We start from the raw sequence: 19742 nt of genomic DNA on the forward strand, positions 1-19742 counted from the left end.
GGTGCTCAGGTGCTGCACCGGCCCGTCACCAGGCCGAACCCCGGTCTACAGGCCCAAGTCGAGCGCGAGGCACGAGTAGTTCTTCCACGAGCCCTCGGGGTCGTAGGTATTCACCCCACTACGCGGCGCGGCCTCCACCTCTTCGGCCATGTCGGCGAAGCGGATGCGTTCGGGGAGCTTGCCGTAACGCGCCTGGCGTGCCGCTGCGGCGGTGTCGCTCGCCGGTTCCCTGCCCATGACCGGTCTCCCCTTCGGAATCACACTGTTGCCTTGAACGAACAACAGCATGACCTCCCGAGCGTCACCGGTCAAGGCGGTGACACACACGTCGGGTAAGCGTGTCAGACGGTGATGGTCTTGTGCTCGGTGTACGTCCCGAGACCCACCGCGCCGTACTCGCGCCCGATGCCGCTGGCCTTGAATCCCGCCCGTTGCGCATGGAGTTGTCGACATCGGCGAAGACCGTGGGCGTCACGTAGTTACCCTTTTCCAGGCCTTCGGGGATGTGCGGACCGCCGGTGACCAGGCGGGCGCCCTCCTCGATGCCCAGCCGGATGTAGGTGCGCACCCGCTCCTGCTGGTCGGGGCGGATCATCGGGCCGATGAAGGTGTCGGGGTCGGCGGGGTCTCCCACCTTCAGCGACTCGACCAGCTCCTTCAGTGCGGTCACGACCTCCTCGTAGCGGCTGCGCGGGGCGAGAACGCGGGCCTGCGCGATGCACGACTCGCCGTTGTTGAGCAGGGAGCCGAACTTCAGGCTCGCGACCGCCTGCTCGATATCGGCGTCCGGCAGGATGATGGCGGCGGACTTGCCTCCCAACTCCAGGCTGACGAGCTTGAGTTGCTCACCCGCGATCGAGGCGATGCGACGTCCGGACCGCGTCGAGCCGGTAAAGGCGGTCTCGTCGACCTCCCGGTGCGACACGAGGTACTCACCGGTCTCCCGGTCCGCCGGCAGGACGCTGATCACCCTCGCGGACCGGGGACGCCGGATCGGAGGGCGCCAGGGTCTCCTCCCAGCCGAACTCCGCCGCCGCCTCGAGGTAGGCCCGGGCCTGCCGGTTCAGGCCTGGCTGGCCGGCCCGCGTGAACCACCCCGCCGAGCCGTTCTCCAGCGAGATCAGGTGCGCGACGTTCTCCGCGTTCTCCTCGCGCAGGGCGTTGAACCGCCCCAGGACGGAGATGCGCTCACGCGGCGGGGCCGTACGCCACAACGGCACCCGCATCGAACGAAGCCCGCGCCGCCGCGACCGCGCGGTCCACGTCGGCCGGCTGCGCCTGGGCCGCGTGCCCTATCACCGATCGGTCGTGGGGTGACCTGACGGCGAGGAGCTCCGGGCCGCTGGGCTCCACCCAGGGCCCTCCGATGAACAGCCGATCGTACGTGATCATGCCCTGTTCGCCCTTCGGAGAGTCGGAGCACTATCGCTGCCGCCGTCATCTGTCACTTCAATGTAGCGCTTACATCGATTGAAGCCGCATAAGTGCGCCATAAAAACGTGTGGCCGGGAGGGCGACGCCCCTCCCGGCCACACTGACGTGCAAGATCAACCGCGCCTGGGCAGCCGCCAGTTCGGGCGCGGGAAGTGGCAGGTGTACCCCTCCGGGTAGCGCTGGAGGTAGTCCTGATGCTCCGGCTCGGCCTCCCAGAAGGCACCGGCCGGCACGACCTCGGTCACCACCGGGCCCGGCCACAGGCCGGACGCCTCGACATCGGCGATGGTGTCCAGCGCGACGCGCTGCTGCTCGGCGTCGAGGTAGAAGATGGCGGACCGGTAGCTCTCACCGATGTCGTTGCCCTGCCGGTTCCGGGTGGTCGGGTCGTGGATCTGAAAGAAGAACTCCAGAATCGCCCGGTAGTCGGTGGCGGTCGGGTCGAACACGATCTCGATCGACTCCGCGTGCCTGCCGTGGTCACGGTAGGTGGCGTGGGGCTTGTCGTTGTCTCCGCTGTAGCCGACCCGGGTGCGGATCACCCCGGGGAGCGACCGGATCAGCTCCTGCATACCCCAGAAGCAGCCACCCGCCAGCAGCGCCCTCTCCTCGACATCACTCATGGCGCATCACCTTTCTGACCCATAGTCGTCCACACTCGCATGTAGTCACCATCTTGACAGGTGACGAGCTCGGCTGTCACGGCCGGTTCGCTCCGCGCATGATGAGCATGACCTGACGCATTCATGTGGCAGTAAGGAAATCAAGGTGCACATGAGAGAGGCGTCAAGCCTCTCAGGCTCCACAAAGCAGGCTTAGACTCGGCGCGTGAGAGCCGACGCAGCACGCAACCTGGAAGCAGTTCTGACGACCGGAGCGCGCATGCTCGCCACCGACCCCGGCGCGAGCATCGCGAACATCGCCACCGAGGCGGGCGTGGACCGGCGCACCGTCTACCGGCGCTTCGCCTCCCGCGACGACCTCCTGGCCGCGATCTACGCATCCCGCCTCGCGGCCATCGAGCACGCCATCGCGGACGCCCGGCTGCGCGAGGCCCCGGTCACCGTCGCCTTGCACCGCTACGTCGAGAACATCATCGCCGTCAATCGCACCTGGCCGGTCGACCTCGCCCGTATGCTCGCCGACGACAGCGTCCGCGCCCGTCGGGACGCCTGTGTGCGTGAAGTCGACGCCTTTCTCGAACGCGCCACGGACGAGGGGCTTCTGCGCTCCGGCCTTCCCCACGGATGGGCGAGCGCACTGCTGCCCCAGCTCATGCACCTCGTGTCCCGGCAGCTGCCCGACCTGAGCCCCGCACAGGCGGCGGACGTCGTGGTCGACACATTGCTGCGCGGCCTCGGAGCATCCTGAGGATTTCGCCGGTGCGCGCAGGCCGGAAACCGGCGGGTGGCCGAGAATCTCAGGGCGAGCCCGGGAGAGAAAGCGGTCCGGTGGATCCGATATGCGCCAATGTCATCTTCTCGCGCCGGGAGAGCGGCCCGCCCCGTCCGGCCCGCACAGCCGGCCCGGCAAGCACCGACTGCCTGGGACAACGCGAGCCCCATGACGCCTCCATGTTTTCCACACGACTCCCTCACTCCATGAACACTTCCGGCCGAGTGGCGAGCCGCACCTTCCGGAGGGGGCAGACGGTGCGCCCGGCCCCTGCCTAGCCTCCCAGGCCATGCGATCACCCCTGATGAGACGTTTCGGCCTCGGTGCCGTCCTCGCCCTCGCCCTCGCCGTGTTCGGCCTGGCCCCCAGCGCGAGTGCGGCGGCAGCGCCGGCGGAGCTGACCTTCACCACCGACAGCGCCACCACCACGCCCGGCGGCTCGGTCAAGCTGTCGATGACCCTCACCAACAACAACACCTACGACGTCTGGTTCGTGTACCAGACGATCGAGCCGACGTGGCTGACCACCCAGCGCCCCGACCTCAAGTACAGCTTCTCCGGGTGCAGCCTGACCACGGCGAACGGCCCCGCCGCCTGCTCCGGCACCGGCCCGGCCAACCTCGGCGGCAACTACGGCGCCACCATCCCGCCCGGCCAGAGCCGCACGGTCACCCTGACCCTGGACGTCGCCGCCGACTCCGGCTGCAACGGCAACATCGGCTTCTACTCGTACTTCTACGCCGAGTTCAGCGACTCCACGAACGTCAGCGGCGGGCCGGTCTACACGCCCGTGACCCGAGTGCTCTGCTCCTGACGCTCCGTCCGGGCAGCCGGCGGCCGTGACCTGAAAGTTTCGCTGTCCAGGTACCGGCGCCGGTCTGGACCACTGGCACTCCGACCGGCGGGCCCCCCAGGCCCGCCGGTGCGCCGCACAGGGCCCGGACCAGCGCGCCGGGCCCTCGAACCCACCAGGTCCGGCGTCACGCCGGCAGCACGGAACGGCGCGTTTCGCTTTCGGAACCACCTCGTTCGACACCTGCGCTTTTCCGTCATGTTCCGCAACATGACCGCGAAATCTCCACACAGACATCACTATGTGACGCGAACGGATGCGTGACGAACTGGCTTCTGAGGGGGACGCCGGCGGCACGCAAGGGGGTGTCCGCTCCACAGGAGCCGTGCTCACCCCTGCCCGGGGAGGGGACCTCACCGCATGAAGCGGACCTTTCGCACCACCGTGCTCACGGTGAGTGCGCTCATCGCCACGCTGGGCCTTCCGGCCGGCGCGGCACACGCCGACACCACGCCCCGCATCGACCTGCGAGTGCTGGTGGTGAGCGACGGCGGCCCGTCGACCGACGCGATAGCCGCCGAACTGGCGGCGGCCGGAACGCCGTACACCCGCATCGACCTCACCCAGGCCGGCCGGGCCGTGATCGACGCCGGCTTCCTCGCGGACACCGTCGACGGCAGGCCGCGCGCCAAGTTCCAGGCCGTGGTTCTGCCCAACGACAACCCGTTCCCGGCCGGCTCCGCCGAGATGGCGGCACTCGCGGCGTACGAGCGGACGTACGACGTTCCCCAGGTCGACGCCTACACCTACGCGCGTCCCGAAGCCGGTCTGCAGTACCCGGTCTACGGGGGCTACTCCGGCAGCATGGACGGCAAGCGGGCGGAGGTGACCGCCGCCGGCAAGTCCGGCCCCTTCGGCTACCTCGACGGGGCGGTGCCCTTCGAGGACAACGACCCGGCCATCGGGGAGAGTTACGCCTACCTGTCCAGGCCGGTGGCGGGGGCCGACTTCACCCCCTACGTCGAGGCGGCGATCCCCGGGCAGACGGCCAAGGGCACGCTGGTGGGCGAGTACCGGCACGACGGTCGGCGCGAGCTGGTCGTCACCTTCGTCTACAACCAGTACCAACAGCAGTTCCGGCTTCTGGCCCGCGGCATCGTGGAGTGGATGACCGGCGGGGTGCACCTGGGCGCCTCACGGAACTACTTCTCCGTCCACGTGGACGACGTGTTCGCCGCCGACGACCGCTGGAACAGCCAGCTCAACTGCACCCCCGGCGACGTCGACTGCGAGGACCCCGACGCGACGCCCGACCCCATCCGGATGACGCCCGCCGACGTCGACCACGCCGTCGACTGGCAGAACGACGAGAACTTCACCTTCGACTTCGCCTACAACGGCGCCGGCAGCGCCGACCACCGCGAGGACAACAACGGTGCCGACTCGCTCGCCGACCGGCTGATCGCACGGCGGGGCGAGTTCCGCTGGATCAATCACACCTACTCGCACCCGTTCCTCGGCTGTGTGCAGGACACCAGCGTCGTGCCGTGGAAGTGCGCGACCGACGCCGACGGCAGCATCCGCTGGATGAGCCGCAACGACATCTCCGACGAGATCGCCACCAACCGTGTCTGGGGCGAGAGAGCCGCACTGCCCCTGGTCGACGACGAGTTGGTCACCGGCGAGCACTCGGGCATGAAGGTGCTGCCGCAGCAGCCCGAGGACAACCCCAACCTGGCGCTCGCCCTCGACGACAACGACATCGCCTGGCTCGGCTCCGACAACTCCCGTGAGCCCGCCCAGCGTCGGGTCGGTCCTGCCACGACCGTGCCCCGCTACCCGATGAACGTCTTCTACAACGCCGGCCGGGCCGCCGAGCAGGTCGACGAGTACAACTGGATCTACACCAGCCGCGCGCAGGGCGGCAGCGGCATCTGCGAGGACAACCCGGCCACCACCACCTGTCTGCCGGCGCCGCTGAACCCCGCCACCGGCTACGCCGGCCACATCGTCCCGCTGGAGACGCGGACCGCCCTCGGGCACGTCCTGGCCAACGACCCCAAGCCACACTTCATCCACCAGTCGAACCTGGCCGAGGACCGCATCGCCTACCCCGTGCTCAACGGGGTCCTGGACGGCTACAAGGCACTGTTCGCCGAGAACACGCCCGTGGTGAACCCGCGGATGAAGGACATCGGCGTCGAACTCCGGCGCCGGGCCGACTGGCAGGCCGCACTCCGGGCCGGGGAGATCACCGCCTACCGCATCGGCACCACGGTGACGGTCGACGCGCCGAACGGGCTGGCGGTCACCGCGACCCTGCCCACCGGCACCACGCTCGGCGGGGCCGCGTTCGGCGAGGCGTACGCCGGGGCCGTCTCCGGCTGGACGGCCGCCACCGGTACGCCGCTCGCCCTCACTCTGCCGGCCTCCGTCTCAGCTCCGGCCACCGGCAAGGCGGCCGAGCCCGCCCCGGCCACCGGCACCGCACCGCGAACCCGTGTCCCCGCGGGCGTCACCGACCCCGTGGGTCACACCACAGACGGCTGAACGGCGCATCCACCCCAGACCGACCGAAGGTCCCGGCCGCTCCGTAGCGGCCAGGACCGGCCCGAACCACCCCACTCCTCGGCCGTGGAGCACATCGATGCCCGTTCCCCAGGGCGCGCGACATGCCGGAGCAACGCGCGTCACCCTGCTCACCGAAGGCACCTACCCGCACAGCCACGGAGGCGTCAGCGTCTGGTGCGACCAGCTCGTCCAGGGCATGCCCGACCTCGCCTTCGACGTCATCGCCGTCACCGGCACCGGACGTGAGCCGGTCGTGTGGGACCTGCCCGCGCACGTCGCCGGCGTGCTGTCCGTCCCCATGTGGGGCGCCCCGCCCGAGGGACGCCCGCCCCGGGGCAGGTCCCGCAACCGACTCGCCGCCGCCTACGAGCGACTCCTGACCGCGCTGCTCGACCCGCACGCCGAGGACGGGTTCGCGCCCGCCCTGTACACGCTGGCACGGGCCGCCTCGGAGGGGACGCTGAGCCCCTTTCTGCGCGGAGACCGCGCGATCGCGATCCTCGCCGCACTGTGGACCCGTCCCGGCCTCGCCGTACGCGAGGCGCAGCCGACCCTGCACGACGCGCTCACCGCGACCGCCCTGCTGGAGCACGCCCTGCGCCCGCTGGCCGCCCCGGCCCCCGAGACCGGGGTCGCGCACGCGGTCAGCGGCGGGGTCGCCGTCCTGCCCGGCCTCGCCGCCCTCGAACGCCACGGCGTCCCGCTGCTGCTGACCGAGCACGGGGTCTACCTGCGGGAGCGCTACCTCGGCTACCGCACCGCGCCCTACCGCTGGCCGGTGAAGGCCGTGATCCTCGGGTTCTTCCGGCTGCTCGCCCGGGAGAGCTACCGCCGGGCAGCCCTGATCACGCCCGGCAACCGCTACAACCGGCTGTGGGAGGAGGAGGGCGGCGCCGCCCCGGAGTCGATCCGTACCGTCTACAACGGCGTCGACCCCGCCGCGTTCCCGGCCGCAGGGCCCGAACCGGACACCCCCACCCTCAGCTGGGCGGGCCGTGTCGACCCCATCAAGGACCTGGAGACCCTCATCCGGGCCTTCGCCCTGGTGCGCGCCGAGCTCCCGCACGCACGGCTGCGGCTGTTCGGCGGGACGCCACGGGGCGGAGAGGCCTACCGCGAACGCTGCGAAGCCCTGGCCGCCGAACTCGGACACGCCGACGCCGTCACCTTCGAAGGACGCGTCGACGACATCAAGGACGCCTACGCCGCCGGGAACGTCGTGATGCTCTCCAGCATCAGCGAAGGCTTCCCCTTCACTCTCATCGAAGCCATGTCCTGCGGCCGGGCGACCGTCTCCACCGACGTGGGCGGGGTACGCGAAGCCGTCGGGGACACCGGGCTCGTGGTGCCTCCGCGCGATCCGCAGGCGATGGCGACGGCAGCCCTGGAGCTGCTCGGCGACGCCGCGCGGCGCAGGGCCATGGGTGAGGCGGCCCGGCTACGGGTCATCGAGCAGTTCACCCTCCGGCAGACCATTGACACGTTTCGGTCCGTCTATCTGGAACTGGCCCACCCCGAACAGGAGTCGACGGCCATGACCACCACGGTCAGGATCTCCGCCCCGGCCGTCCACAGCACCGGAAGCCTCACCCTGTGAGCGGGCCGATATCCCTCGAACCGGGGGGCTCCGAGCAGGACACGCTGGCCATCCGGCTGGCCGGCACCCGCCCGCCGCGCCGCCGGCCACGGTGGGCCCTGGACGACGCCACGCTCGCCATCCGGCTCCCCCGGAGGGGACCCGACGAGCAGGCGGTCAGTGAGCTCGCCGCTGAGCTCGCCGACCGCATAGGGCCGGCCGTTCACCCCTACGAGGTGGCCGCGCTGCTGGAGGCGGAGGGACTGTCCGCCTCCCTGATCAACGAACGCTACGGTCACCCGAACCTGTTCTCGCTCGCCTCAGCCCTGTACGAGCGGGTGCCGCGCACCTTCCCCGAACCCGCCCCGGCGACCGACCCCTGGCGCCCCGACACCGTGCGCTGTCTGCTGCGGGGCGTGCTGTTCGCCCTGCCGGGTCTCGCCTACCTGCTGACCGCGCCCCTGTGGGACGCCGGCGGGTACGCGTCCGCCCTGATCGTGGCCGGACTCGTCTCGTGGGCGTGGGGGCAGGCACTCGGGCACCGCGCGCACCTGCGGATGGCGGCCGGACGCAGGGAGGCGGGCCGCACCCTCCTGGCCGGTGCGCCCGTGGGGGCGGCGGTGGCCACGGCGGCCGCCGCGCTGCCGGCGGGCGGCGGACCGGTGACCCTGGTGGCGGCCGCGCAGTCCGCGTACCTGGCGGCCGCCGGTGTCCTGCTGGTGCTGGGCCGGGAACGGCTGCTGCTGGCGGCGCTCAGCCCGCTCCTCGCGGGCTCGGCCGTCCTGCCATGGTTAGAGCCCGGCCCCGTGGTCCGGGCGGGTCTGCCCCTGCTGGCGCTGCTCGCGACCCTCGCCGTCACCGGCTGGGTCCTGCGGGGCGCCCTCGCCGTCCCGGCCGCCGTCGGCGCGACCCGGCCGCGTCTGCTGTGGTCACTGCCGTACGGCCTGTTCGGACTGGCCGCCGGGGTGCTGGTACTGCTGGAGGGGCGTGAGGAGCCGTACGCGGTGATCGTGCTGACGCTGAGCATGGGGCCGGCGGAGTGGCTGCTGTACCGCTACCGCGGACTGTCGGTCGCCGCGCTGCGCGCCACCGCCACGCCTGCCGGATTCCTGCTGCGTTCGGCCGGCATCCTCGGGCTCTGCCTGCTCGCCTATCTCGCGCCGCTGCTGCCCGCTGCCCTGCTCACCGGCGCCGACCCCGTCGCCCTGCTCCTGCTCGCGGCAGTCCTGTGGACCGCGCTGCTGCTCCAGGCGTTCGGGGCGGCGTGGTCGTCGGCCGGGATCTGCCTGACGGCGGCCGGCGGGGCGGGAGCGGTCGTCCTGTTCCACCTGCCACCGGGCGCCGCCCTGGCCCTGCCGCTCGGCTGCGGCGCCGCCGCCCTGTGTCTGTCGGCGTGCGCGCTGTGGCTGCTCGGCCGGCCGGCACCGCACGCCTGAGCCCCGCTTCTCCCCGCTCCGTCCATCTCATCGAAGGGACAACTCAGTTGACCTCCGCACCGCTCGCCGCCGTCACCGGGGCCGAGGGCTTCATCGGCTCGCACCTCACCGAGGCGCTGGTCGCCTCCGGACACCGGGTCAGGGCCATGGCGCAGTACAACTCCTTCTCCTCCTACGGCTGGCTGGAGACCCTGCACCCGGACGTCCTCGACCAGGTGGAGATCGTCCTCGGGGACGTCCGGGACCCCGGCTCCGTCCGCGGTCTGCTCGACGGCGCCGACACCGCCTACCACCTGGCCGCCCTCATCGCGATCCCGTACTCCTACCAGGCCCCGCACAGCTACGTGGACACCAACGTCACCGGCACCCTCAACGTGCTGGAAGCCGTGCGGGCCCTCGGCACCCCGCGGCTGGTGCACACCTCCACCAGCGAGACGTACGGCACCGCGCAGACCGTGCCCATCACCGAGGACCACCCCATCAACACCCAGTCCCCGTACGCCGCTTCGAAGGCGGGCGGCGACCGGCTGGCCGACAGCTACCACGCCAGTTTCGACACCCCGGTCGTCACGCTGCGGCCCTTCAACACGTTCGGGCCGCGCCAGTCGATGCGCGCGGTCATCCCCACCGTCATCGGGCAGGTCGCGGCGGGAGAACGCACGATCACCCTCGGCGACCTGCGCCCCACCCGGGACTTCACCTTCGTCAAGGACACCGCGCAGGCCTTCCTCGCCGTCGGTACCGCGCCCGCCGAGCGGGTCGTGGGCCGTACCTTCAACGCCGGAACCGGTGGGGAGATCTCGGTCGGCGACCTGGTCGCGCTGATCGGCAAGGTGATGGACACCGCCCTCGACGTCCGCGAGGACACCGCCCGCATCCGCCCCGCCAACTCCGAGGTGATGCGGCTGGTCGCGGACGCGAGCCGGCTCGGCGCGGCCACCGGCTGGCAGCCCGCGCACACCCTGGAGGAAGGCCTCGCGGCCACCGTGGAATTCTTCCGCGACCCGGCCAACCTGGCCCGGTACAAGACCGGCATCTACAACATCTGACACCGCACAGCGGATCTCGTCCGTCACGTCCGCGCACGTCCACGAAGCGTTCACGAAGGAGGAGCCCCATGCACGCAGTGATCCTGGCGGGAGGCAAGGGCGTCCGGCTGCGGCCGTACACCACCGCGCTGCCCAAGCCGCTCGTGCCCATCGGCGACCAGCACGCCATCCTGGAGATCGTGCTGCGCCAGCTGTCCACGGCCGGCTTCACCAGTTGCACCATCGCCATCGGCCACCTCGGCGAGATCATCCGCGCCTACGTCGGCGACGGCTCTCAGTGGGGCCTGACCGTCGACTACGCCACCGAGGACAGCCCGCTGGGCACCATGGGACCGCTGCTCAACCTGCGCCACCGGCTGCCCGACACCTTCCTGGTGATGAACGGCGACGTCCTCACCGACCTCGACTACGCCGACGTCCTGCGCCGGCACCGCGCGTCCGGTGCCCCGCTGACCATCGCCACATACGCTCGCAAGGTGCACATCGACTTCGGGGTGCTCACCACCGACTCCAGCAGGGTCGTCGCGTTCACCGAGAAGCCGAGCATGGACTACCGGGTCTCCATGGGCGTCTACGGCCTGTCCCGCAGCACCCTTGACGGTTACACGGCCGGACTCCCGCTCGGTTTCGACGAGTTGGTGCTCGACCTGCTCAAGACCGGCAACCAGCCGCACGCGTACGATTTCGACGGGTACTGGCTGGACATCGGACGCCCGGACGACTACGACCGGGCCAACGCCGAGTTCACCACCCGCAAGTCACTGCTGCTCAAGGGAGCCTGAGCACGTCATGCGCATTCTCGTCCTGGGCTTCACCGGCTATCTCGGCACTCATGTCGCCGAGCGGCTGCGCGCCCTGCCGGGCGCGCTGGTGATCGGCGGTGGCCGGTCGCCCGCCGCCGACGTCGACGTCGATCTGGCCCGTGTCCGTCCGGAGCGGCTGGCGAAGGCCCTCGCGTCGGCCGCGCCCGACACCGTCGTCAACTGCGCGGGCGCGACCGGCGGTGACGCCGTCACCCTGGCCGAGGTCAACACCCGCGGTCCCGCGGTGCTGTGCGCCGCCCTGAGTGAGGCGGCGCCCGCGGCGCGCCTGGTGCACCTCGGCTCGGCCGCCGAGTACGGCCCGGGCACGCCCGACGTCCCGGTGACGGAGTCGGCGCCGACCCGCCCGGTCGGTCCCTATGGTGCGACCAAGCTCGCGGGCACGGTCGCGGTGACCGCCTCCGGCTTGGACGCGGTGGTACTGCGGGTGGGCAATCCGGTGGGGCCCGGAGCGCCGCCCTCCGGACTGCCCGGCCGGATCGCCGCACTGCTGCGCGAGGCGGGCTCCGGCCCGGAGGCGGTGCTGCGGCTCGGCGACCTGTCCGCCTGTCGGGACTTCGTCGACGTGCGCGATGTGGCGCGGGCGGCGGTGCTCGCGGCCACGGCCCCGGGCCCGTTGCCCCCGGTGCTCAACATCGGCGGGGGCGGGGCCGTCCCGGTGCGCGACCTGGTGCGCAGGATGGCCGCGCTCGCCGGCTTCCGGGGCCGGATCGAGGAGAGCACCGCGAGTGCGGCGGGCTCGGCCCGTTCCGCGCAGGTGTCGTGGCAGTGTTCCGACATCACCGCCGCCGGGCAGGCCCTCGGCTGGCGTCCGGCGCACTCCCTCGACGACGCGCTGACCGCCCTGTGGGAAGGTGGCCGCACGCCGTGAGCCTGCTGATTCCGCTGTACGTCCATCCGGCCGAGGACCCTGGTGCCTGGCACCGGCTGATCACCGCCGCGACCCGCACCTACGGTGTCGTCCTCAACCCGGCGAGCGGGCCGGGCGAAGTGCCCGACCCGGCGTTCACCGCGGCGGCGGGTGCGCTGCGGGCCGCGGGAGCTCGTCTGCTCGGTTACGTCGACACCGACTACGGGGTGCGCGAGCCGGCGGACGTCGCCGAGGACGTGCGCCGGCACCGGGAGTGGTACGAGGCGGACGGCTGTTTCCTGGACCGGGTGACGGCGACCGCGGACGGACTGCCGGCCTGCCGCAGGCTGGTGCGGGCGGTGCGCAGGCTGGGTGCGGGGACGGTCGTCCTCAACCCCGGGGTCCATCCTGCGCCGGGGTACGCCCGCCTCGCCGACCTGACCGTCACCTTCGAGGGCCACTGGTCGACGTACGTCTCGGCCTTCAGCCGGCCGGCTTGGGCCGCACGGCACTCACCCGAGCGGCTGTGCCACCTCGTCTACGGCGTGCCCGAGGCCCTCGTTCCCCTCGCCGTTCGCACCGCGCACGAACGCGGAGCGGCGGTCTGCGGTCCGGTGACGGGTGAACCACCCAACCCCTGGGACCGGTTGACACCCGCGCTCACCGGGGCGGGGCGATGAGCAGGCCGGCGATGTGGTGCGCGGCTCTGCTGACCGCTGTGGGGGCCGCGGCGCTGACGGGCTGTTCCGGCAGCGCCGAGCGGCCCGCCGACGGGCACGGTACGGCGTCACCCGCTCGGGCCGTGTGGAAGCCCCGTCCGGGCCTCGCCTGGCAGTGGCAACTCGACGGCAGGGTGGACGCGTCGGCCGACGTGCCGGTCTACGACATCGACGGCTTCGAGAACTCCGCGGCGGACGTGGCACGGCTGCACCGCGCGGGAAGGAAGGTCATCTGTTACGTCAACGTCGGCGCATGGGAGGACTTCCGGCCGGACCGGGACGCTTTCCCTCGCTCGGTGCTCGGCGAGCCCAACGGGTGGTCGGGCGAGCGGTGGCTGGACATCCGGCAGCTGACCGTGCTGCGGCCGATCATGGAACGCCGCTTCGACATGTGCCGCGACAAGGGCTTCGACGCGGTGGAACCGGATCTGGTGGAGGGCTACGGAAATGACACCGGCTTTCCGCTGACCGCACGCGACCAGCTCAGGTACAACCGGATGATCGCGGCCCTCGCCCATGAGCGGGGGCTGTCGGTGGGGCTGAAGAACGACCTCCCCCAAATTCCGCAGCTCGTGGATGATTTCGACTTCGCGGTCAACGAGGAGTGCGCCCAGTTCGACGAGTGCGGCGAGCTCTCCCCGTTCATCGCGGCGGGCAAGGCGGTGTTCCATGTGGAGTACGCGGAGCCGCGGAGCGCTTTCTGTGCCGAGTCCCGCCGACTGGGGTTGTCGTCGATGCGGAAGAAACCGGAACTCGGGGTGTGGCGGAGCTCCTGCTGAGCATGTTGCATGATCAGAGCATGTCGAATCCTGCTGCATTCCGTGACCAGTCGAACTGGTCCGGCGGTTACTACGAACTGGCCATCGAGGTCGGATCGACTGCTGACGCCGACATACAGGCGCTGCTGAGCGCTGTGTGGTCCGCAGCGGATGTGCGGGGCTGCTACGCGTTCACCGATCGTGAGCCCGACGAGCAGGAGCCGGTGCCGTGCACGGTTGCCTCCCTCACGGAGTACGGCCACCTTCATGGTCAGGTGCGCTTGCCCACCGGCCAACTGGCCGTGTGCGGTTGCGTGTCGATACGCGGAGGTGACGACAGCAGCGACTGGCTGGACTTCTACATCCCCGATGGTGCACTGGACAACGCGGGGATCGCCCACTGGGACGGCCGGCCCTTCTTCAGGTCTGCCGTCATGGACGACTGGCTCGCGGCCATCGGGAGGGCGGTCTTCGATCGGGTGCGCTTCAGCCTCGGCGTGATCGGCTGGGAGGTTTCCGGGTGCACCGATGCGGCGAGGCTGGCGGGCAGGCTGCCCGAGGAGCGCTCGATCGGATACCTGCTTCCGCGAGAGGGAGGCCTGCAGTACGGGGCTGCCAACGACTGAGCAAAGCTCGACGGCTCCTCCCTCGTGAGAGGAAGGAGCCGTCGGAATGTGTTCAGAGGCGTTCGCCTTCTACGGGGTCAGGCGTGCCGATGCGAGTGCCGGTTGCCGGTGACGACGCGGTAGAGGGCGAGCAGGATGAGGGAGCCGACGATCGCGGCGATCCACGTGGAGAGCTCGAAGAACCCGTCGATGGAGTCCACGCCGAAGATGACCTTGCCGAGCCAGCCGCCGAGCAGACCGCCGACGATACCGATGAGCATCGTGATGATGATGCCGCCGGGGTCCTTGCCCGGCATCAGGGCCTTGGCGATGGCGCCGGCGAGGAGCCCGATGATGATCCAAGCAATGATGCCCATGGTGCGTCTCCGCTTCCTCGTATAAGGATTCTGTTAAGTCATCGGGTACGCCGATCGCGCCCGGTCAAACGTCTCCTTCTGATATCGCCTCTGTCGGCCCTGATGCGGAACGGGTTCAGCGACGGCGTACCGCACCGGGACGGTGATGCCGTCGCGCACGGGTCCCAACTCACGCTCGCGGGACCGCTTGCCGAGCTCGATGCCGCTGTTCGCCTGTTCGTCGGGAGTCATGCGCGGGGCCAGACCCGTGGGGGCCGGGTCCGCCCGAGTCGGTGACGGCCAGGGCCGTGTCCTCGACCGGCACCATCCCGGCCCAGTGCTTCTGGTTCGGGGAGGTGTTGTTGCTCTTCGGTCATCTCCTGCTCCTGCTCCTGCTCGCGTGAGGGGGTGCCGGGCCGGGATTCGCGTGTGGCTTCATTTCCAATGACGGAAAGCTCCGTTGCGTTTCGTGCCGCTTAACGCAACGGAGCCATCCACCTCGTTGCAATGAAGTGAAGGTGAACGCTTTGCCGGGCTGCCGTTCCGTACCCTGACGGCATGCGCATGCGTCCCACCTTGAGCTGGACCCCTGCCGAGGACCTGCCGCCGGGCACCACGGATCTCGAGCCGGTCGTGGATGCGCTGCGCAACGGCGGAGTACTGGTGCTCAGCGGCGCGGGCATCTCCACGGAATCGGGTATCCCCGACTACCGGGGCGAGGGAGGGAGCCTCAGCCGGCACACTCCGATGACCTACCAGGACTTCACCGCCGCCGCCCAGGCCCGGCGCCGGTACTGGGCACGCAGCCACCTCGGCTGGCGCACCTTCGGCGGTGCCCGCCCCAATGCCGGGCACCGGGCCGTGGCGGCCTTCGGACGGCACGGCCTCCTCGCGGGTGTCGTCACCCAGAACGTGGACGGCCTGCACCAAGCCGCCGGCAGCGAGGACGTCGTGGAGCTGCACGGAACCCTGGCCCGGGTGGTCTGTCTTTCCTGCGGCGCCTACGTCCCGCGCCGCGAACTCGCGGCGCGGCTCGAGGAGGCGAACCCGGGGTTCGAGCCCGTGGCCGCGGGAATCAACCCCGACGGGGACGCCGATCTCACGGACGACCAGGTCGCGGGCTTCCGCGTGGTCCCCTGCGCGGAATGCGGCGGCATCCTCAAACCGGACGTCGTGTTCTTCGGCGAATCCGTCCCGCCGCAGCGAGTCGAGCACTGCCGCGAGTTGGTCCGGGCGGCGACCTCCCTGCTGGTCCTGGGCTCCTCGCTGACCGTGATGTCCGGACTCCGCTTCGTCCGCCAAGCGGCTCTGGCCGGGAAGCCGGTACTCATCGTCAACCGGGATCAGACCCGCGGCGACCACCTCGCCCTCACCAGGGTTTCTCTCCCGTTGGGCGCAGCTCTGAGCTCCGCCTCGCTGCGGCTGGGCATTCCCGTCGACTGAGCGTCGCAGACCGTCCTCGGCCGACGCGCCCCAGGAGATTGAACAGCCCCTGCTCCTGCGCCACTTCAGCCGCAAGCCGGAGCCCGTCCGGTAGCCGGACGGCAGCTCGCGGCCCGGGGCGCGGCCGAGTACCAACTCGACGGCGTGGGCCGTGTCACACCGACCAAAGTCCGCCTTAGTTGTCTGCATCACAGCGGAAATGTCCCTTTGGCGTCCATGCTCGAAACGGATGACCCCCCGTGAAGTGGGGCTCATCCGCGATCTCTTGGGCGCGAATTCACAAAGTGACCCATGACACAGCGCTGCCCACATTCTCCCCGTAACCCCCCGGAAGGTGCCCCCTCATGGTCGCTTACCTCTGCCCGCCAGCCGTGATACACGGCGAGCACGCCGTGAAGACCAGCCAGATCGTGGCGGAGGTGAGCGACCGGCACCCGCATGCGGCGTGGGCGCCGCGGATCGAGGGCATCGCCGCCAGTACGGGCATCGAGACCCGCGGCTGGATGCTGCCGCTGGAGACCGCCGTCGCGCCCGGCGAGGGCGGCTCTCTGCACGCTGTGGGCATCGAGCCGGCCCAAGAGGCGCTTGCACGCGAGGGGTTCGCACAGCAGGACGTGGACCGCGTGATCGCCGCCCTGGAGTCCGTACCCGCCCCGCAGACCGTCCAGGAGCGCACGGCGCCTGCCTGGGAGGCCGTGCAGTCCTACGGAGAGCGTGCGGCGCGCGGGGCGCTGCAGACAGCCGGGCTGGATGCCGCGGACGTCGACTGCCTGATCACCAGTCACTCCACCACCCCGGCGCTGCCGGGCCTGGACGTCGCCCTGGCCAACAGGCTGTCGCTCCGCGGCGACACGCTGCTGCTCCCGGCGACACAGTGGGCGTGCATCGCGGGGACGCGCTCCCTGGCACTGGCGGCTGAGCTGGTCGCCGCGGACCCCGACCGGGTGGTGCTGGTCGTCATCTCGGAGGCGCTGAGCACCACCTACCAGCCCGGGGACGACACGCTCGAGTCCTTGATCGTCCGGCTGCTGTTCGCGGACACCGCGGTCGCCGCGGTGGTCACGGGCCGCCAGAGGCCCGAGTCGGTGCTGCGGCTGGACGCGGCCTGGCACCACACCCTGCCCGGCACCCAGGACCTGCACCGTCTGGAGACACGCGCGGACGGCACCCACTTCGTGATGGACCGGCGTGGGCCGCGTGCCGTACAGGAGACGGTCACCGCGATGTGGGAGTGGCTGCGCACCCGGTACCAGAACGACCCCGACTCCTGGCACCCCGACGTACTGCTCGCGCACCCCGGTGGGACCCGCGTGCTGGAGTACATGGAGCAGACGATGCCCGACGGATGGCCGTCGGGGCTGCTGGACTACAGCCGGGACAGCTACACCAGCGGCAACCGCGGAGGCGCGGCGGTGTTCGACATCCTGCGGCGGGCCCATGACGCGGGACAGCTGAAGGCGGGGCATCGCGCGGTTCTGTACGCGGCGGCACCGGGACTGACCGCGACCGCCCTGGAGGGGCAGTGGCTCTAGTGCGCCGGAGAGGGTCGTCCGCTCGGTCGGCGGGGGCCGGGGCGCACGCCTGACCTTCGCCGCACTCCCCTAGGCCGGCCGCGTCACCTCGCGACCTCCGCCCAGACGACCTTCCCGTTGTCCGTCCACCGCACCCCCCACCGGGTGGTCAGCCGGTGCACGATGCTCAGGCCACGACCGCCGTTGTCGAGCAGGTCGCCGCGCCTCAGGCGTGGCCTGCCGTTGCCGGTGTCGCCCACCTCGCACAGCAGGCCGTGACCGGACCTGATCAGCCGTACCGTGACGGGTCCGGTGGCGAAGCGCACGGCGTTCGTGACCAGCTCGCTGACCAGCAGCAGCGTCCTGTCCATGGTGTCGTCCCTGGTGCCCCACTGCCTCAGCAGCGCGGCGACCCGCTCCCGGGCATGGGCGGGGGCATCGCTGCGGGCGGGCAGCCGCCAGGTCGCCGTGTCCCCCTTGCGGTAGCCGATCATCCGTGCGAGCAGCAGGGTCACGTCGTCGCGCTGGGGCGCGGGCGCCAGCGCGGAGACGACGTCCCGTGCCGTCTGCTGCAGGGCGTCCCAGGGGTGGACCGTGGAGACGACGTCCGCCAGCCGGTCGATGCCCTCGTCGATCGAGAGTGCGGGATCCTCCACCAGCCCGTCGGTGTACAGGGCGAGCATGGAGCCCGGAGGTACGCCGATGGTGTACACGTCGAACGGCTCGCGCAGCGCGAACTCGGCGCCCAGGCCGGGGTGAGGGCGGATTGCGAGCGCCCCCGCGTGACCGTCCGGGGAGACCAGGACCGGGGGGAGATGCCCGGCGCTGGACAGCGTCACGTGGTGGCCCACCGGGTCGTACAGGGCGATGCAGCAGGTCGATCCCAGGGCGCTGTAGCCGGCCGCCAGCCCTGACTCCGCGTCGTCCAGCAGGGTCACGGTCTCGTCCAGGTGCTCCAGCACCTGGTCGGGCGCGAGCCCCGCGGACAGCAGCGCGCGGGCCTCCATGCTCAGCTGCCCCATGGTCGCGGCGGCTCCCAGTCCGTGCCCGACGACGTCGCCGACCACCAGGGCGGTACGGCCGTCGGGCAGCGGGAAACTGTTCACCCAGTCGCCGCCGACGCCGGCGCTGTCGGGGGTGGCGGGCTGGTAGACGCTGGCGATCTCGATGGTGTCGCCGCCGGACCGGGGCAGGAGCCGGCGCTGCAGGGCCAGCACCTGGGTGTGTTCGCGCTGATGCTGGCGGGCCAGGTCGACGTGGTGGGCGGTTCTGGCCACCAGTTCCTGCAGGTCGAACAGCTCGCTGTCGCGGAAGGGGCAGTCCGCCCGCCGCCACACCTCCGCCACGCCCAGTACGACGGGCGGCGCGCCGTCCAGGACCAAGGGGATGCACGCCACGCCCGCCGACCGGCCGCCGGGCACCAGGGCACGTACCACCCGGGGGCTGCCGAAGACCCGCTCGACCGCCTGGCGGTCGGGGATGACGATGGTCTGCGGAGCATCGTCCCGCAGGACCGCCTGCGCCAGCAGCCGGCTCGCGTCGCCGGGAAGATCGTCGCCCGGGGTCATGTAGCCCTCGGGCCACACCCGGTCCGGGACCAGGGCCGCGCGCCGGAGGTGGATACGCCCCTGGGCCTTGCCGGTGACTCCCTCGCCCGTCCACACGGCGAAGTCGAGGTCGACGGCGGCGACGTCTCCCCAGGCCAGCAGGGACTCCGCCAGCGACTGCGCGGTCTCTCCGATGTCCAGCGAGGTGCCGATCGCTGTCTCGGCGGCGTAGAGGTGCAGCCGCCTGGCCATGGCGATCAGGGAGACGGTCAGGCCATCCTCCGGCGACGCGGCGGGCAGGATGCTCATCGACACGACCAGCTCGGATCCGTCGCCGCGCCTCAGCCGCTGAATCCGGGCGACGTGCGCCTCACCGCTCTCCACGACCTGTCGCAGCCTGCGGGTGACCGTCGGGACGTCGCCCGGAGGGAGGAGATCGACGAACGGCTTCCCGGCGCCCGCCTCCAGGCCCGCGAACACCGGGGCGTCGAGGTTGCAGCGGGTGATGATCAGATCTGTGTCGAGGTTGACCGCGCCGAGGATCTGCTCCTGCTGTCCGGCCGCCGGAGGGTCGGGAACCCGCTGACGGGCGGCACGCTCCCCCCGCGCGTCGGCCGCCGACGCACCACCCTGGGGGATGTAGCGGCCAAGGGCGCGGCTGACCAGCTCGAACGCCGAGGAGGACGAGGGCGAGGGTGTGGAGTCCATGCGGCTCTCTCAGCAATCCCCGGCGCGGTTGCCGGGGCTTTGTCCGGACCCGTGCGGTGGGGCCCCGAGTCCCTGACCGCACACCTCATTGAATAACACCGGGGGCCGCTTCGCACATATCAGCGAGTGCTCGAGCACCCGGGGGCGGGGCGACGGGGACCCGTCCCCTG

At 71.1% G+C, this 19742-nt stretch carries 17 protein-coding genes and 1 pseudogene; 13 read left to right on the forward strand and 5 right to left on the reverse strand.

What is annotated here, in order from left to right:
• Positions 1 to 45 precede the first annotated feature (45 nt).
• The 3 genes and pseudogenes from ACFY5B_RS22390 to msrA all read right to left on the reverse strand — a co-directional run bounded on the left by ACFY5B_RS22390 (position 46) and on the right by msrA (position 2057).
• Positions 46 to 237, reverse strand: coding sequence for a hypothetical protein (locus tag ACFY5B_RS22390; protein WP_389972193.1), 192 nt, complete (start codon positions 235 to 237; stop codon positions 46 to 48).
• 104 nt (positions 238 to 341) lie between these two features.
• Positions 342 to 1392, reverse strand: a pseudogene (locus tag ACFY5B_RS22395) (aldehyde dehydrogenase family protein).
• 155 nt (positions 1393 to 1547) lie between these two features.
• Positions 1548 to 2057 carry a peptide-methionine (S)-S-oxide reductase MsrA gene (gene msrA, locus ACFY5B_RS22400; RefSeq protein WP_389971816.1) on the reverse strand — a complete coding sequence of 170 codons (510 nt, stop codon included), beginning with the start codon at positions 2055 to 2057 and terminating at the stop codon, positions 1548 to 1550.
• Positions 2058 to 2316: 259 nt separating this feature from the next.
• Here msrA and ACFY5B_RS22405 point away from each other — a divergent pair, with 259 nt between their 5' ends.
• The 11 genes from ACFY5B_RS22405 (at position 2317) to ACFY5B_RS22455 (ending at position 14028) form a co-directional block, all read left to right on the forward strand.
• Positions 2317 to 2805 (forward strand): TetR/AcrR family transcriptional regulator, encoded by a 489-nt coding sequence (locus ACFY5B_RS22405; protein WP_389972195.1) that lies wholly within the window; start codon positions 2317 to 2319, stop codon positions 2803 to 2805.
• Positions 2806 to 3133: 328 nt separating this feature from the next.
• The gene (locus tag ACFY5B_RS22410) at positions 3134 to 3643 is read left to right on the forward strand and encodes a hypothetical protein (RefSeq protein ID WP_389971818.1); all 510 of its coding nucleotides are present in this window, start codon (positions 3134 to 3136) and stop codon (positions 3641 to 3643) included.
• Between the two features lie 399 nt (positions 3644 to 4042).
• Positions 4043 to 6172 (forward strand): hypothetical protein, encoded by a 2130-nt coding sequence (locus ACFY5B_RS22415; protein ID WP_389971820.1) that lies wholly within the window; start codon positions 4043 to 4045, stop codon positions 6170 to 6172.
• A gap of 97 nt (positions 6173 to 6269) precedes the next feature.
• Positions 6270 to 7790: a GT4 family glycosyltransferase PelF gene (gene pelF, locus ACFY5B_RS22420; protein WP_389971822.1), complete on the forward strand. Its 1521-nt coding sequence runs from the start codon at positions 6270 to 6272 to the stop codon at positions 7788 to 7790.
• Positions 7787 to 9205, forward strand: a complete 1419-nt coding sequence (locus ACFY5B_RS22425) for a hypothetical protein (RefSeq protein ID WP_389971824.1) — start codon at positions 7787 to 7789, stop codon at positions 9203 to 9205. The genes pelF and ACFY5B_RS22425 overlap by 4 nt, the downstream gene beginning before the upstream one ends.
• Positions 9206 to 9252: 47 nt before the next feature.
• Entirely contained in the window at positions 9253 to 10254 is a 1002-nt protein-coding gene (locus ACFY5B_RS22430; RefSeq protein WP_389971826.1) for a GDP-mannose 4,6-dehydratase, read from the forward strand.
• 68 nt (positions 10255 to 10322) lie between these two features.
• Complete coding sequence (locus tag ACFY5B_RS22435; protein ID WP_389971827.1) at positions 10323 to 11036, forward strand: NDP-sugar synthase; 714 nt, start codon at positions 10323 to 10325, stop codon at positions 11034 to 11036.
• Between the two features lie 7 nt (positions 11037 to 11043).
• Positions 11044 to 11946 (forward strand): NAD-dependent epimerase/dehydratase family protein, encoded by a 903-nt coding sequence (locus ACFY5B_RS22440; RefSeq protein WP_389971829.1) that lies wholly within the window; start codon positions 11044 to 11046, stop codon positions 11944 to 11946.
• The gene (locus ACFY5B_RS22445; protein ID WP_389971831.1) at positions 11943 to 12605 is read left to right on the forward strand and encodes a spherulation-specific family 4 protein; all 663 of its coding nucleotides are present in this window, start codon (positions 11943 to 11945) and stop codon (positions 12603 to 12605) included. Before ACFY5B_RS22440 ends, ACFY5B_RS22445 begins: the two co-directional genes overlap by 4 nt.
• A complete protein-coding gene (locus tag ACFY5B_RS22450) occupies positions 12602 to 13423 on the forward strand; it encodes an endo alpha-1,4 polygalactosaminidase (protein ID WP_389971833.1) in 822 nt (273 codons plus the stop codon). The genes ACFY5B_RS22445 and ACFY5B_RS22450 overlap by 4 nt, the downstream gene beginning before the upstream one ends.
• A gap of 20 nt (positions 13424 to 13443) precedes the next feature.
• Complete coding sequence (locus ACFY5B_RS22455) at positions 13444 to 14028, forward strand: hypothetical protein (protein WP_389971834.1); 585 nt, start codon at positions 13444 to 13446, stop codon at positions 14026 to 14028.
• A 77-nt stretch (positions 14029 to 14105) separates the two neighbouring features.
• On the opposite strand, the gene ACFY5B_RS22460 is transcribed toward ACFY5B_RS22455, so the two are convergent.
• Positions 14106 to 14384, reverse strand: a complete 279-nt coding sequence (locus tag ACFY5B_RS22460) for a GlsB/YeaQ/YmgE family stress response membrane protein (RefSeq protein WP_389971836.1) — start codon at positions 14382 to 14384, stop codon at positions 14106 to 14108.
• Positions 14385 to 14921: 537 nt separating this feature from the next.
• On the opposite strand from ACFY5B_RS22460, the gene ACFY5B_RS22465 reads away from it, so the two are divergent.
• Both ACFY5B_RS22465 and ACFY5B_RS22470 read left to right on the forward strand, forming a co-directional pair.
• Positions 14922 to 15806, forward strand: coding sequence for an NAD-dependent protein deacetylase (locus ACFY5B_RS22465; protein WP_389971838.1), 885 nt, complete (start codon positions 14922 to 14924; stop codon positions 15804 to 15806).
• Positions 15807 to 16150: 344 nt separating this feature from the next.
• A complete protein-coding gene (locus ACFY5B_RS22470) occupies positions 16151 to 17338 on the forward strand; it encodes a type III polyketide synthase (protein ID WP_389971840.1) in 1188 nt (395 codons plus the stop codon).
• A gap of 83 nt (positions 17339 to 17421) precedes the next feature.
• On the opposite strand, the gene ACFY5B_RS22475 is transcribed toward ACFY5B_RS22470, so the two are convergent.
• Entirely contained in the window at positions 17422 to 19572 is a 2151-nt protein-coding gene (locus ACFY5B_RS22475) for a SpoIIE family protein phosphatase (protein WP_389971842.1), read from the reverse strand.
• Positions 19573 to 19742: the final 170 nt, after the last annotated feature.

The organism is Streptomyces sp. NPDC013187, from assembly GCF_042899705.1.
Classification (GTDB): Bacteria; Actinomycetota; Actinomycetes; order Streptomycetales; family Streptomycetaceae; genus Streptomyces; species Streptomyces hawaiiensis_A.